16 protein-coding genes and 1 pseudogene are annotated in these 12,404 nt (G+C 65.7%); 10 read left to right on the top strand and 7 right to left on the bottom strand.

Annotated features, from left to right (window positions below; genetic code table 11):
* The first annotated feature begins 6 nt into the window (after window positions 1-6).
* Entirely contained in the window at window positions 7-846 is an 840-nt protein-coding gene (locus LJ725_RS22625) for a universal stress protein (protein ID WP_230553216.1), read from the top strand.
* Here the strand turns inward: LJ725_RS22625 and LJ725_RS22620 are convergent.
* The 3 genes from LJ725_RS22620 to LJ725_RS22610 form a co-directional block, all read right to left on the bottom strand.
* Window positions 843-1,517 (bottom strand): DUF429 domain-containing protein, encoded by a 675-nt coding sequence (locus tag LJ725_RS22620; RefSeq protein WP_230553215.1) that lies wholly within the window; start codon window positions 1,515-1,517, stop codon window positions 843-845. The two genes, LJ725_RS22625 and LJ725_RS22620, sit on opposite strands and share 4 nt — an antisense overlap.
* A gap of 7 nt (window positions 1,518-1,524) precedes the next feature.
* On the bottom strand, window positions 1,525-2,742 hold the full coding sequence (locus LJ725_RS22615) for an NADP-dependent isocitrate dehydrogenase (RefSeq protein WP_230553214.1): 1,218 nt from the start codon (window positions 2,740-2,742) through the stop codon (window positions 1,525-1,527).
* Between the two features lie 98 nt (window positions 2,743-2,840).
* On the bottom strand, window positions 2,841-3,434 hold the full coding sequence (locus LJ725_RS22610) for an LOG family protein (protein ID WP_230553213.1): 594 nt from the start codon (window positions 3,432-3,434) through the stop codon (window positions 2,841-2,843).
* Between the two features lie 116 nt (window positions 3,435-3,550).
* On the opposite strand from LJ725_RS22610, the gene LJ725_RS22605 reads away from it, so the two are divergent.
* The 7 genes and pseudogenes from LJ725_RS22605 (at window position 3,551) to LJ725_RS22575 (ending at window position 8,347) form a co-directional block, all read left to right on the top strand.
* Entirely contained in the window at window positions 3,551-4,633 is a 1,083-nt protein-coding gene (locus LJ725_RS22605) for a LysM peptidoglycan-binding domain-containing protein (RefSeq protein WP_230553212.1), read from the top strand.
* 24 nt (window positions 4,634-4,657) lie between these two features.
* Window positions 4,658-5,353: pseudogene (locus tag LJ725_RS22600) on the top strand (phosphatidylserine decarboxylase); the annotation flags it as partial.
* Window positions 5,354-5,403: 50 nt separating this feature from the next.
* On the top strand, window positions 5,404-6,204 hold the full coding sequence (gene pssA / locus LJ725_RS22595) for a CDP-diacylglycerol--serine O-phosphatidyltransferase (RefSeq protein ID WP_230553210.1): 801 nt from the start codon (window positions 5,404-5,406) through the stop codon (window positions 6,202-6,204).
* A gap of 13 nt (window positions 6,205-6,217) precedes the next feature.
* Complete coding sequence (locus tag LJ725_RS22590; RefSeq protein ID WP_230553209.1) at window positions 6,218-6,829, top strand: CDP-alcohol phosphatidyltransferase family protein; 612 nt, start codon at window positions 6,218-6,220, stop codon at window positions 6,827-6,829.
* Between the two features lie 201 nt (window positions 6,830-7,030).
* Window positions 7,031-7,195, top strand: coding sequence for a Flp family type IVb pilin (locus LJ725_RS22585; protein ID WP_082752294.1), 165 nt, complete (start codon window positions 7,031-7,033; stop codon window positions 7,193-7,195).
* A gap of 67 nt (window positions 7,196-7,262) precedes the next feature.
* Complete coding sequence (locus LJ725_RS22580; protein ID WP_230553208.1) at window positions 7,263-7,727, top strand: A24 family peptidase; 465 nt, start codon at window positions 7,263-7,265, stop codon at window positions 7,725-7,727.
* Between the two features lie 26 nt (window positions 7,728-7,753).
* Complete coding sequence (locus LJ725_RS22575; protein ID WP_230553207.1) at window positions 7,754-8,347, top strand: hypothetical protein; 594 nt, start codon at window positions 7,754-7,756, stop codon at window positions 8,345-8,347.
* 3 nt (window positions 8,348-8,350) lie between these two features.
* On the opposite strand, the gene LJ725_RS22570 is transcribed toward LJ725_RS22575, so the two are convergent.
* The 4 genes from LJ725_RS22570 to LJ725_RS22555 form a co-directional block, all read right to left on the bottom strand.
* Window positions 8,351-9,115 (bottom strand): glucose 1-dehydrogenase, encoded by a 765-nt coding sequence (locus LJ725_RS22570; protein ID WP_230553206.1) that lies wholly within the window; start codon window positions 9,113-9,115, stop codon window positions 8,351-8,353.
* Between the two features lie 261 nt (window positions 9,116-9,376).
* The gene (locus LJ725_RS22565; RefSeq protein WP_230553205.1) at window positions 9,377-9,607 is read right to left on the bottom strand and encodes a NepR family anti-sigma factor; all 231 of its coding nucleotides are present in this window, start codon (window positions 9,605-9,607) and stop codon (window positions 9,377-9,379) included.
* Between the two features lie 116 nt (window positions 9,608-9,723).
* Window positions 9,724-10,374 (bottom strand): sigma-70 family RNA polymerase sigma factor, encoded by a 651-nt coding sequence (locus LJ725_RS22560; protein WP_230553204.1) that lies wholly within the window; start codon window positions 10,372-10,374, stop codon window positions 9,724-9,726.
* Between the two features lie 42 nt (window positions 10,375-10,416).
* Complete coding sequence (locus tag LJ725_RS22555; RefSeq protein WP_230553203.1) at window positions 10,417-10,881, bottom strand: sigma-70 family RNA polymerase sigma factor; 465 nt, start codon at window positions 10,879-10,881, stop codon at window positions 10,417-10,419.
* 364 nt (window positions 10,882-11,245) lie between these two features.
* On the opposite strand from LJ725_RS22555, the gene LJ725_RS22550 reads away from it, so the two are divergent.
* Both LJ725_RS22550 and LJ725_RS22545 read left to right on the top strand, forming a co-directional pair.
* Window positions 11,246-11,389, top strand: a complete 144-nt coding sequence (locus LJ725_RS22550) for a YMGG-like glycine zipper-containing protein (RefSeq protein ID WP_230553202.1) — start codon at window positions 11,246-11,248, stop codon at window positions 11,387-11,389.
* Between the two features lie 198 nt (window positions 11,390-11,587).
* A complete protein-coding gene (locus tag LJ725_RS22545) occupies window positions 11,588-12,391 on the top strand; it encodes a response regulator (RefSeq protein ID WP_230553201.1) in 804 nt (267 codons plus the stop codon).
* Window positions 12,392-12,404: the final 13 nt, after the last annotated feature.

Genomic DNA, 12,404 nt, shown 5'->3' with positions numbered 1-12,404 from the left:
AGCGAGATGATTACGATCCGCAGGACCTACATGCCGCTGTCGACCTATCCGCAGGCCGTTCCGGATGAAGCAATCCGGTCGGCCGCCGGTTTCGCCGCGGCGCTGGGAGGGACGGTCGACGTCACGACTTTCTCGGTCGACATTCCAAGAGTGCAGTCGCCACTGGCTAGCCTCGTGATCGACATTCCCGCGCTGGTTCAAGCGGCCGAAGACAAGAGCAAGGCCGAATGCGTCCGGCTCGAGACCCTGGTGCGCGGGGTCGCCGCCGCTGCCGCCATGAATTGTGCCAGCAGGAAGGTCCTGCTGAGTGGGGTTTTCGAAGCGGCTGCCGCCGAAGCTCGATACTACGACCTCGCGGTACTTCCCTGGTCCAAGGAGGAGGCTACAGCCCGGGACGTGATCGAGGCTGTCGTATTTGGGTCCGGCCGGCCCACCATTCTGGTGCCGCAGTCGGGCCATACCACGTCGAAGCTCGAGCATATTGCCGTGGCGTGGGACGCAAGCCGCGTCGCCGCCCGCGCACTCGGGGACGCGCTGCCTCTTCTGGTACCGGGCGGTCGCGTCACGGTGCTGACGGTCCGGGACGAGAAGCCCCTTGCCGGTGCATCTATCGCCAGTCTTCTAGCGTCGTCGCTGGGCAAGCGGGGGATCACGGCGCATCCCATCGAGATCGACCTTCGCGACAGGACGATTGCCCAGGCATTGCAGGAAACGACGCTGGCGGAGGGGGCCCAGTTGCTCGCGATGGGAGGGTTCGGCCATTCCCGCATCCGCGACTTCGTTCTGGGGGGCGCGACGACCGGTGTGTTCGACGATCTGCGCCTCCCCGTGTTGCTCTCGCACTAGTACCAGATGTTCATCGGCAGGCCGTGACGGTCGCGGTCGTGCTCGGGGCCGAGGCGGGTCGCCTTGCCCTCGGCGATCAGCAGGGCCGTGCGGCAGACCGCGATGGCGTCGAGGACGTCGTCGTGGGCTGCGCCCGAAAGCGTCTGCGGCGTCCACTTGAAGCCGTGCCGCGCGAGCAGGGCGAGGCGTTCGGCGAAGCCCTCCGGCTTGCGCTTCTTGGAGAGGACCGGCTTGCCGCCGTTCATGCGGGCGAAGGCCAGTTCGGGGTGCGCTTCCCGCACGATCGCCTGCAGGGCCGGGTGCCCGCGCATCAGCGCATCGACTTCGCGCATTTTGGGAAAGAGATGGAACGTCTGCCGGGTCAGGCCGATCCCGAGGCTCTTGCTGAGCGCATTGGCATCGGCGTGGGTGGTGCAGCCGAGTGCCGGCCGACAGGGCGTGGGGAAGACCGAGCTGGTCTTGCCGGGGAGGAGCCTGCGGGCCTCGACCTCGCAGGCGCGCGGCGGGCGCGGCACGTCGATGAAGCCGATCGGCATGTCCACGGCCAAAAGGGAAAGACCCTCGCAGGCTTCCGCGAGGGTCTTCAAGACTCTGATGTCCAGGGTGCCGTCGACGTCGCGGCGGCAGACCACCCAGCCGGTGCGGCAGCCGTCGGCGCCCGCGACGATCAAGGGCGTTCTACCAACTCGCCATCCGGGCGGTGAGGTCGTGGTCGAGGACCGAGAGGAACTCCTCGGTGGTCATGTAGGGCTGGCCCTTGTCGATCAGCAGCGCGAGATCCTTGGTCATCTTGCCGCTCTCGACGGCCTCGACGCAGACCTTCTCCAGCGCCTCGGCGAACTTGACCACCTCGGGCGTGCCGTCGAACGTGCCGCGATACTTGAGCCCCTGCGTCCATGCGAAGATCGAGGCGATCGGGTTGGTCGAGGTCGGCTTGCCCAACTGGTGCTCGCGGTAGTGACGCGTCACCGTGCCATGTGCGGCCTCGGCCTCGACGGTCTTGCCGTCGGGCGTCAGCAGCACCGACGTCATCAGGCCCAGCGAGCCGAAGCCCTGCGCCACCGTGTCGGACTGCACGTCGCCGTCGTAGTTCTTGCAGGCCCACACGAATTCGCCGTGCCACTTGAGCGCCGAGGCGACCATGTCGTCGATCAGGCGGTGCTGGTAGCCGATGTTCTTCGCCTTGAACTTGTCGGCGAACTCCTTGTCGAAGACCTCCTGGAAGAGGTCCTTGAAGCGACCGTCGTAGCGCTTGAGGATGGTGTTCTTGGTCGACAGATAGACCGGCCAGCCGCGCATCAGGCCGTAGTTGAACGAACTGCGCGCGAAGCCAATGATCGATTCGTCGAGATTGTACATCGTCATGGCGACGCCGCCCGCCGGAAAGTCGAACACCTCACGCTCGATCACCGTGCCGTCCTCACCCTCGAAGCGGACCGTCAGCTTGCCCTTGCCCGGCACCACGAAGTCGGTGGCCCGATACTGGTCGCCGAAGGCGTGGCGGCCGATGACGATCGGATGCGTCCAGCCCGGCACGAGGCGGGGGACGTTCTTGCAGACGATCGGCTCGCGGAAGATCGTGCCGCCGATGATGTTGCGGATCGTGCCGTTGGGCGACCGCCACATCTCCTTGAGCTTGAACTCTTCCACGCGCTGCTCGTCCGGCGTGATCGTCGCGCATTTCACGGCGACGCCGTACCGAAGCGTGGCCTTGGCCGAATCGACCGTCACCTGGTCGTTGGTGGCGTCACGGTTCTCGATGCCGAGGTCGTAGTACTTCAGGTCTATGTCGAGGTAGGGAAGGATAAGCTTGTCCTTGATGAACGACCAGATGATGCGGGTCATCTCGTCGCCGTCCATCTCGACGATCGGATTCTTCACCTTGATCTTCGGCATCATGCTTCCTTTCGCATCGTCAACGCCGATGCGGGCGCGGTTCTAGCCAAGCGGCGTGGGCGCTGCAACGCGGCCTGCCCGCGCACGGTCTGCAAACGTCAGACGCGGTCCAGCCGCTTTTCGAAGCCTTCGGAGCGGGGCATTGCTGCAATCGCGGGCAGCACGTCCTTCAAGTCGTTCACGAAGGCGACATGGTCGAGATGGGTGGGTTCGGCGAAGCCGCCGCCCACCACGCCCTTGAGGAGCGCCGCCAGCGGCTGCCAGTAGCCGCCCTGGTCGATGATGACGATCGGCTTGCTGTGCAGGCCGAGGGTCCGCCACGACAGGACCTCGAAGAATTCCTCCAGGGTGCCGATGCCGCCCGGCAGGACCACGAAGGCATCGGAGCGCTCGAACATCTGGAGCTTGCGCTCGTGCATGGTCTCGACGACCACGGTCTCGGTAAGCGCCGGATGGCCCGCCTCGCGCTGCAGCAGGAAGTTCGGGATGATCCCGACCGCCCGGCCGCCGGCGTCCAGGGCTGCGTTGGCCACCAGACCCATCAGCCCGACGCCGCCGCCGCCATAGACCAGCGTGACGCCCTCTTGGGCCAGCAGGCGGCCGAGGCCGACCGCGGTCTCGCGGGTGGCGGGATCGGTGCCGAAGCGGGCACCGCAGAAGACACAGAGGGAGGAGGGGGTGAACTCGGGCACGAAAGCTGCTTTTCTGGGACGAACCAGCGCGTTTCAGCGCGGGTGTGACATGGTATTGTTACGCAAAGGCTGGCTGCGACGCCAATGGGGATGGTGGTCGCACCTTGGGGAGGGCGATGTCACGAACTGTTTTCGGGCTGGTCGCTGTGGGCGCCGTGGTGATCGCGATTGCCCTGGGCGTGGCCTGGCGCGGAAAGATGACCGAGCAGGCCGCCATCGACCGTCCGGCCCAGGTCCTCGGCACCGCCGCATCCGGCGGCCCGGCGACAACTGCCGCCGCGAACGGCCCGACGAGTGGGGGCACCGGGAGCGCGCCCGCAGGCTCACCGGCCGGTGCATCCCCGACGGTCACGCCGCCGACGAACGCGGGCGTGCCGACCTTCGACGTCGCCCGCATCGGGACGGACGGGCGGGCCGTGATCGCCGGCCGCGCCGCGCCGGGGGCCAAGATCGTCCTGCTCGACGGCGGCCGGGAGATCGCCAAGGCCGAGTCGGACGCGCGAGGCGAATGGGTCGTCATCGTCCAGGATCCGCCGCTCAGCGTGGGCCAGCACGAGCTGCGCGTGGTCCAGCACATCGAAGGCAAGGCGCCGCTCACCTCCGAACAGTCGGTGGTCGCGGTGGTGCCGGAACCGCCGGCGGCGAGCGCGTCGGCCCAGCCGCGCGCCGAGACGCTGGTGATGATCTCGCCGCCGACCGGCGTGGCCACCGTGGTGCAGCCGCCGACCACGGCGGGCCTGCCCAAGTCGGCCGACCTCTCGCTGTCGACGGTGGATTATGACGATCAAGGCCATGTCACCGTTTCGGGACTTGCCGCACCGGGTACCGTGGTCAGGGGCTATGTGAACGACAAGATGGTGGCCGAAGGCGTGGCCGCGGCGGACGGCCGGTGGCGGCTCAGGCCGGCCGAACCGGTCGCGCAGGGCAAGCATCTGCTGCGGCTCGATCGGATTGCCCAGGATGGCAGGCCGGTCGCACGGCTCGAGTTGCCGTTCGAGCGCGTCGTCGTGGCGCCGGTCTCGAACAGCGACGCACGGCGCCTGCATATCGTGAAGGGCGACAATCTCTGGAACATCGCCCAGGCCCATTATGGTGCGGGCTGGCACCACACCGTCATTTTCGCCGCAAACAAAGATCAGGTAAAAAATCCCGATCTGATATATCCGGGGCAGATTCTCAGCCTGCCCAAGGTCAACTGACCTTCGCAAACGGAGCGCGTCCGACACATGATGGCAAACTTCCTGGTGCCGATCCTCGCGGACGGTTGGCGCTTCATCGGCCTTTTCGCGGCCGCGACGTTCCTCGCGGCCCTGACCGGGGCGGCGTGGCTGTTCTGGCCGCTGATGGTTGTGACCCTGTGGTCGATCTACTTCTTCCGCGATCCGCCGCGCGGTGTGCCGCAGGATGACGGGCTGCTGATCGCGCCGGCCGACGGGCTTGTCCAGATGGTGGTCGATGCCGTGCCGCCCGCCGAGCTTGGACTGGGGGACAAGCCGCTGACCCGCGTGTCGATCTTCCTCAGCGTGTTCGATGTCCACATCAATAGAAGCCCCTGCGCCGGCACCATCGAGGTGGTCGCCTATCGGCCCGGCAAGTTCCTGAGCGCCAATGCCGACAAGGCGAGCGAGGACAACGAGCGGACGGCGCTCGCCCTGCGTCGCGCCGACGGGCGGCTGATCGGCTGCGTGCAGATCGCGGGATACGTGGCCCGCCGTATCGTCTGCTACGTCAAGCCGGGGCAGGCGGTCGTCGCCGGGGAACGATTCGGCCATATCCGCTTTGGTAGTCGTACGGACCTTTACCTGCCCGAAGGCGCGCGCCTGCTGGTTTCGCCGGGGCAGCGCATGATCGGCGGGGAAACCGTGATGGCCGAACTCGATCCCGTCGTTGCGGGGCCGCGCGTCGCCATTGAATTCTAGCGTCCGGGAGCAGCGACATGGACAGCGAGCGGCGTTCACAGAGAAGCGGATTGCGCGGTTTTTCCATCAACCGCCTGATCCCCAACGTCCTGACGCTCGCCGCACTGTGTTCCGGCCTCACCGCCATACGGTTCGGGCTGCAGGGGGAACTTCGCCTGGCCGTGATCGCGATCATCGTGGCCGCGATTTTCGACGCGCTGGACGGTCGGGTTGCCCGGCGACTTGGCGTCACCAGCCGGTTTGGTGCCGAACTCGATTCGCTGTCGGATTTCCTCTGCTTCGGCGTGGCGCCGGCGATCGTCCTGTACCTCGCGTCGCTCTCCCATGCCGGTGCGCTGGGCTGGGTGGTGACGCTGATGTTCCCGATCTGCTCGGCGTTGCGCCTCGCGCGCTTCAACACGGCGCTGGAAGCCGACACGCCGCCGCCGGCCTGGACAGGCTCCTTCTTCACAGGCGTCCCGGCCCCCGCCGGCGCGCTCCTCGCGCTGATGCCGCTGATGGTGAGCTTCGAGATCGAGGCGGCCTGGCCGCGTCATGCGGTGGTGGTCGGGGTCGTGCTGGTGGCCGTCGGCGGCCTGATGGTCAGCCGGCTGCCTACATTCTCCTTCAAGAAGGGCCGGATCCCACGCCATCTCGTGTTGCCGGCGCTCCTGGCGGCGGCGCTGGTCATGGGTGTGCTGGCGAGCGCTCCCTGGATCGCGCTCTCGCTGATTGGGCTGGGCTATCTGTGCCTGATCCCGTTCAGCATCGTCTCCCATCGGCGCCAGACGCTGCAGGATCGCAAGGCCGCCGAGGCGTCTGCCGTCGTGCCGCTGCGCTCCGTCGACAAGGGCATCCCGCCGCGCGAATAGCCCGGGGGCGCCGATGCTCGATCCCGTCCTGCGCCGCTGGATCGACCCGCCGCTTACGCGCACTGGCGCATGGATCGCAAACCGCGGTGTTTCGGCCAACGGCTTGAGCCTTGCCGGCCTCGCCATTGGGCTGTCCTGCGTGCCGCTGCTGGCGTTCGGGCACTATGGACTGGCCCTGGGGGCGATCCTGATCAACCGCCTTTTCGACGGGCTGGATGGGGCCGTCGCCAGACAGGGTCAGCCGTCGGCCGTGGGTGGCTATCTCGATATCGTCTGCGACATGGCCTTCTATGCCGCGATCCCTCTGGGCTTCGCCCTGGCGAGGCCTGAAAACTCCATCTGGGCGGCTCTGTTGCTCGCCTCCTTCGTCTGCACCTGCGCTTCCTTCCTCGGACGAGCCGTCATGGCAGCCGGCCGGGGAGAGCCGGATACCGGGGCGAGGGGGCGGAAGTCGTTCTTCCATGCGGCCGGCCTGATGGAAGGGACGGAGACGATCCTGGCCTTCGTCCTGTTCTGTCTCTTCCCGATGGCCTTCCCGTGGCTTGCCGGGTGTGTGGCCTTGCTGTGCTTCTGGACGGCGGCGGCGCGGGTCATTTCGACTTGCTTCGCAGAGTCGAATTTCTGATTTCGGAAAGTTTCGAAGGCGCTCCGATTCGCAGGGCGATCGCGGAAGGCCCGTCAAAATTCCTCATAAAAATCATATTGTTAGAAAAGATGACACAAATTGGTCTAGTTTCAATTGACCTGCCAATTCACTTTAAGTACGGTTGCTAAGTGATTCGGTGTGGGCCGCTGGGCGGCCGTCAATATTGAGCTGGAGATAGAAATGCTTTCGATTTTCCGCCGCTTGATGAAGAACACCGATGGCGCCACGGCGGTCGAGTACACACTCATCACGTCGCTGATCGCCGTCGCCGCGATCGCCTCCATGCGCTCCGTGAGCGGCAAGGTGAGTCATGTTCTCGGCGCGGCGACCAACGCTCTCAACTAACCGGTAGTCGAAGGCCTTGCCGCAGCTTGGAGTTCTGCTCCAGGTCGCCTGCCTGCTGACCCTGTCCATGCTGCTGTTTGCTGCCGCTTGGCAGGATCTGCGGCGCCTGCGCATCGGCAACGGGGTTTCGATCGCAATTGCCATCCTCTTCGTGATCTGGACCGGTGCCGGGGGCTTGGCGGCGGGCTCCTTCCCGTTGTCGTCCTTCGGCCTTTCACTGGCCTGTGCGATCGGACTGTTCGCGCTGGGGGCCACTGCCTTTGCCGCAGGCATGTTCGGCGGAGGCGATGTGAAGCTTCTCGCCAGCGTCGGTCTGTTCGCCGGCCCGGAGCTGGCCGTCGACCTGCTGCTGGTCACCGCTCTGACAGGGGGACTGATGGGATTGGCGGCCATGGCAGGCGCGCCGATCGGTCCGATGCCGGCGGCACGAGGAGAGGCGACGCTGCGGGACCGGATGCGAACCCGCATCCCCTACGGCCCGGCCATCGCGGCCGGCGGACTCTGGGTTGCAACCCGGCTGGCTCTGGGTTGAGATCGGCCTCGACGAAAGGAAAACCCATGTCTCCGCTCACGCCCAAGATTCTCCTCTCGGCCCTCTTCGCGTCGGTGCTCGTCTCCCCGGCCATCGCGCAGACTCCGGCGGGATCGGCGTCGGTGGTGCGCAGCAGCGTCGATATCCTGGCAACGCCCGGCGGTCCGGAGTTTCGTGATCCGAAGACCGGTCAGGTCTGGACGCCGCAGAACGTCGGGCAGGGCCCGATCGGCAAGCCGACGCCGGCCGACCTCGCCTTTGACCCGCTGGCGCAGGCGGCGCGCATCGAGGGCCGCGTGATCCAGCGCCCGGTCTTCGTCCCGCTCGGCTGGTCGACGCCGTCGGCCGGCCCTACCACGCCCCTCGTGACGCTCGACAATGCGAGCCTGCGCGCCGTCCCGGCCCGACGGTGGCAGGTCGTGCTCTACGTCGACAACAACAGCGCGGGCACGCTGGCTCCGATGATCGATTGCCGCTTCACCAACGCCGGCAAGCTGGTCGAGGACACGCGGGTGCTGATGCCGGGCATCGGCGCGGGCGTGCGAGGCGGCATCACGATCTACGGGCCGAAGACCGACCTGTTCGTCGATCGCGCCAACTGCCGGATCGTCTCGCCCTGATGTCTATCCCTGGACCGAGTATCCGCCGTCGACCGTGATGGCGGCGCCGGTCACATAGTCCGATGCTTCGGCGGCCAGGAAAACGGCGATGCCGGCGAAATCCTCCGGCGTGCCCCACCGCCCGGCAGGCGTGCGCTTTAGCACCGAGTCATGCAGCGCCGGCACGTCGCGGCGCGCCCGCTGGGTCAGCGCGGTGTCGATCCAACCGGGCAGGATCGAGTTCACCTGGATGTTGTCCTTCGCCCAGGCGGTCGCCATGGCCTTGGTCATCTGCACGATCCCGCCCTTGCTGGCGGCATAGGCGGTGGTGAAGGAGGCGCCGAAGATCGACATCATCGAGCCGATGTTGATCATCTTTCCGCGCCCGCCCTTCTTCATCTCGGGATAGGCGGCATGGCTGCACAGGAAGGCGCTCGTCAGGTTGCTGTCGAGCACCTGGTGCCATTCGGACAGCGTGTATTCCTGAGGCTGCTTGCGGATGTTGATGCCCGCATTGTTGACCAGGATGTCGAGGCGTCCATGGGCCTTCACGGTGTTGGAAATGAGCGCGCGGCACGATGCCTCCTGGAGAACGTCGACCGCGATGGCGCTGGCCGCTGCGCCGAGCGCCTTCAACTCCGCGACGGCCGCGTCGTTCTTCTCGGCGTTGCGGCCCGCCACGACCACGGTCGCGCCGGCCAGTGCCATGCCCTTGGCCATGCCGAGACCGATCCCGCCATTGCCGCCGGTGACGATCGCCACCCGTCCCGAAAGATCGAACAGTTTCATCGCGTTGCCTCCCCTTTTCGTACCGCCTCTATAGCCGAGCAAAGGAACCGCCAACAGGTCAGCGCCGTTAGCCCGACGTCATGCTTACGAGTTCGCGGGACGCTGGCCGGGCTGACCGGCGTACTGCGGACAAGGGTGGCGGCGGTCGCGAGACCGCCGCCATTTTGTTTGCGCGTTCCGCGACCATTGCACTTCACCCAAAACAAAACCGCCCCGGGGCGGGGCGGTTTAAAGGCCGGCTGCGATACGATCCGTCTGCGGCTATTTCTTCGGGGGCTCGTCCGCAGAAGAGCCCTTCTTTCCACTCGTCGCCGCGTCCTTGTCGATCAGGTTGAGCAGATCCTCGGGCAGCGGCTCGCTGGCGATTTCGTCATACATCGCGTGCAGCTGCTTGTGCAGCCACATGTCGAAGGGGCGATCTGTTCCCTTGGGCTTGGCTCGCGCCGCTTTCTCGGCGCGACCGCCCTCCGGCTTGTCGTCATTGGTCGCCATAACACTCTCCCCGGAGGCGGCAATCCTCTCCGCGGGATCCTGTTCGACCCATCCAAATCTCCCCCTGGGACCGCTCATCACTATGTCGCACTCAAACGCGAGACTGAAAAGGGGCCTTAGTGGGCAGAAGCGTGCTTGTCTTCGTTGCGCCGCTCCACCGAAGCGCGAGCCGGTTCCGTTGGCCGCCGGGTCTCGCCCTCGAGAAGCAGGCGCTCGAGCGTATCGCGGGCGCGCGAGATGCGGCTCTTCACCGTGCCGACGGAGACGCCGGTATGTTCGGCGATCGTCTCATAGGGAAGACCTTCCAGGACGGCGAGGAGAAGAGCCTCACGCTGGGCGGCCGCGAGCTTACCGAATGCCGACATGAACTCGCGCATAACCAACCCGCTGTCCTGATGAGGGGGATGAGAGAGAGTCTCCGCGATCGCGGTGTCGACGGGAACGGTCGGACGGCGACGGCGCAGGCCGGAGATGAACTCGTTGCGTTGGATGCGGAACAGCCAGGCCGCCAGGTTGGTCCCGGGCTGAAAGCTGTTGCGGCCCGTGAGTGCCTTGATGACGGTATCATGGACCAGATCGTCCGCCTGGTCCCGGTCACGCGTCAGCGAAAGGGCATAGATACGCAGGCGGGGCAGGATCGTCTTCAGCTGTTCGTGGAAATCGCCGGCGTCCTGGGTCTGCGTGGTCATTTTGTTGTCTCCCGAGAAGTTGCGTCGTCTGGTGAACCAATGTCTGGCGGGCAGTTTGGTTACAGCAGGTTGTCGCAATTTTTATAACCCTTTGAAAAACAACGAAAAAAGATACGAATTTTATTGCAACTTCTCGGAAAGAAACTTGCGGGCGCGCGATACCCTGGCCTTGAGGGTTCCGACCGAACAACCACAAAGGCTGGCCGCCTCCTCGTAGGAGAAGCCGCCGGCGCCGACGAGGACCAGAGCCTCCCGCGATTGCGGGTTGAGCTTCCACAGTTCCGAAGACAGTTCCTTTAGGGCGAGGGTGGCCTCGGGGTTGTCGACGGCGGGCAGTGGCGTGGCGGCTTCATTGTCGATCGTCAGGGGACGCCGTCGCTGCGTACGCAGGTCCGAGTAGAACCTGTTGCGCATGATCGTGAACAGCCAACCCTTCAGGTTCGTGCCGGGTGTGAACTGTTGCTGCTTGTCGAGCGCGGCCAGGATGGTGTTCTGCACAAGGTCGTCGGCGGCCTCGCGTTCGCGGCACATGAAGCGTGCAAACGCACGCAGGTCAGGGAGAAGCGCGACGATCTCGTCCTTCATCACGCACTCACTTGGGGATCACGGCGCCAACCCGAAAGGGCAAATCGTCATCGATAACCACATATGGGAGCCGTACGTCGGGAATGCACACCGGGAATCGTTGCCGCAGGGAACCGAGCGTCCCGTCGAGCGTTGTTGGGCCGACCAATCCACCATCTTTTGCGACATGCGGGGAGGATCGTATGGGACGTGCAGCCATCCTGTGGTTTCTTGGCGTGCCAATACCCGTGCTTCTGCTGATGTGGGTACTGGGCTGGCTTCACTAGCGCTTGCTCGGGGAAACGGGGGAGTCATGAAACTACCAATATCGATAGCGTGTTTTTCGATGGTCGCGCTCGCGACGGCGGCGTGCGGCAATCGTCCCGTGGACAGGGCGTTGACGGGCGGCGCGATCGGCGCAGGCACCGGCGCCGTCGTGGGCTCTACGGTGGGCAATCCGGTCGCGGGGGCCGTGATCGGCGGCGCGGCGGGAGCAACGATCGGCGCGGTGACGGCTCCCGAGCGATAGCGTACGAGCCAGGCGGTCGGGCGGGGATGCGAGACCGCGCGGAGCGGCAATCCGACCCGTCCGCAGTCTAGTGCGGCCGATCTGCGCGGGCATTGCCTCTCCGTTGACGAGTTGTCTACGCGCCCACACGGCGTAGTGTAGGGGCTCCGACAGGACGGGCAGTCGGCGCGACGAATTTCGAGTGATGAGGAGAGCGAAGTGGCTGAAGAGCAGGTGGCATCGAAGAAAGTGTCGGAGGCGATCACCAGGACGCTTCCTTTCCTGCGTCGGTACGCCCGCGCCGTGACCGGCTCGCAGCAGCAGGGAGACGAATGGGTTCGCCTGTGCGCGGAGGTTGCGGTCCAGCAGCCCGAACTCATCGCTGCGGCCGAGGACACCAAGGTTGGCGTGTTCGCGCTCTTCCATCGGTTGCGCCAGCCGTTCGGGGAGATCGAAGAGGCGGCGTCCGGCGGCGAGAGCGTTCGCGGGCGCCTCAAGGAATCATTGACGGACATGGCACCCATGCAGCGCCAGGTGCTGCTCCTGACGGTGCTCGAGGGTTTCACCGTGGCAGATGCGGCCCACATCCTGGGCGTGAGTGCCGACGAAGCGGAGCGGAGCCTCGAGGAAGCCCGCCGCGAATTGCAGCGCGTCGCTTCCGTTCGCATCCTCGTGATCGAGGACGAGGCCGTCATCGCACTCGACGTCGCCGACATCGTTCGCAACGCCGGCCACGAGGTGGTGGGCATCGCCGCAACCGAAAAAACCGCCGTCGAGCTCGCCAAGAAGCACTCGCCGCATCTCGTGCTGGCGGACATCCAGCTTCGTGGCTCCGACAGCGGCATCTCTGCGGTCAACCAGATCATGAAGTCGATGTCCGTACCGGTGATTTTCGTCACGGGCTTCCCGGAACGGCTCCTCACGGGTAAGCAGGTCGAGCCGGCCTTCGTGATCTCCAAGCCGTTCGACCCCGATCTGCTTCGTGCGGCGATCGCCCAGGCGCTCGATACCGTATCGATCTGAAACGAGTCGGTTC

Origin of the sequence: Reyranella aquatilis (genome assembly GCF_020880995.1) — a bacterium.
In the GTDB taxonomy this organism is placed as follows: Bacteria; Pseudomonadota; Alphaproteobacteria; order Reyranellales; family Reyranellaceae; genus Reyranella; species Reyranella aquatilis.
Note: the sequence above shows the minus strand (reverse complement) of the source record. Positions and strands in the feature narration are given on the sequence as shown.

Bases quoted from the DNA above. Each gene is read 5' to 3' on its own strand.
- LJ725_RS22625 (WP_230553216.1), top strand. From the start codon at position 7: ATGATTACGATCCGCAGGACCTACATGCCGCTGTCGACCTATCCGCAG.
- LJ725_RS22615 (WP_230553214.1), bottom strand. From the start codon at position 2,742: ATGCCGAAGATCAAGGTGAAGAATCCGATCGTCGAGATGGACGGCGAC.
- LJ725_RS22605 (WP_230553212.1), top strand. From the start codon at position 3,551: ATGTCACGAACTGTTTTCGGGCTGGTCGCTGTGGGCGCCGTGGTGATC.
- LJ725_RS22590 (WP_230553209.1), top strand. From the start codon at position 6,218: ATGCTCGATCCCGTCCTGCGCCGCTGGATCGACCCGCCGCTTACGCGC.
- LJ725_RS22585 (WP_082752294.1), top strand. From the start codon at position 7,031: ATGCTTTCGATTTTCCGCCGCTTGATGAAGAACACCGATGGCGCCACG.
- LJ725_RS22580 (WP_230553208.1), top strand. From the start codon at position 7,263: ATGCTGCTGTTTGCTGCCGCTTGGCAGGATCTGCGGCGCCTGCGCATC.
- LJ725_RS22575 (WP_230553207.1), top strand. From the start codon at position 7,754: ATGTCTCCGCTCACGCCCAAGATTCTCCTCTCGGCCCTCTTCGCGTCG.
- LJ725_RS22570 (WP_230553206.1), bottom strand. From the start codon at position 9,115: ATGAAACTGTTCGATCTTTCGGGACGGGTGGCGATCGTCACCGGCGGC.
- LJ725_RS22565 (WP_230553205.1), bottom strand. From the start codon at position 9,607: ATGGCGACCAATGACGACAAGCCGGAGGGCGGTCGCGCCGAGAAAGCG.
- LJ725_RS22555 (WP_230553203.1), bottom strand. From the start codon at position 10,881: ATGAAGGACGAGATCGTCGCGCTTCTCCCTGACCTGCGTGCGTTTGCA.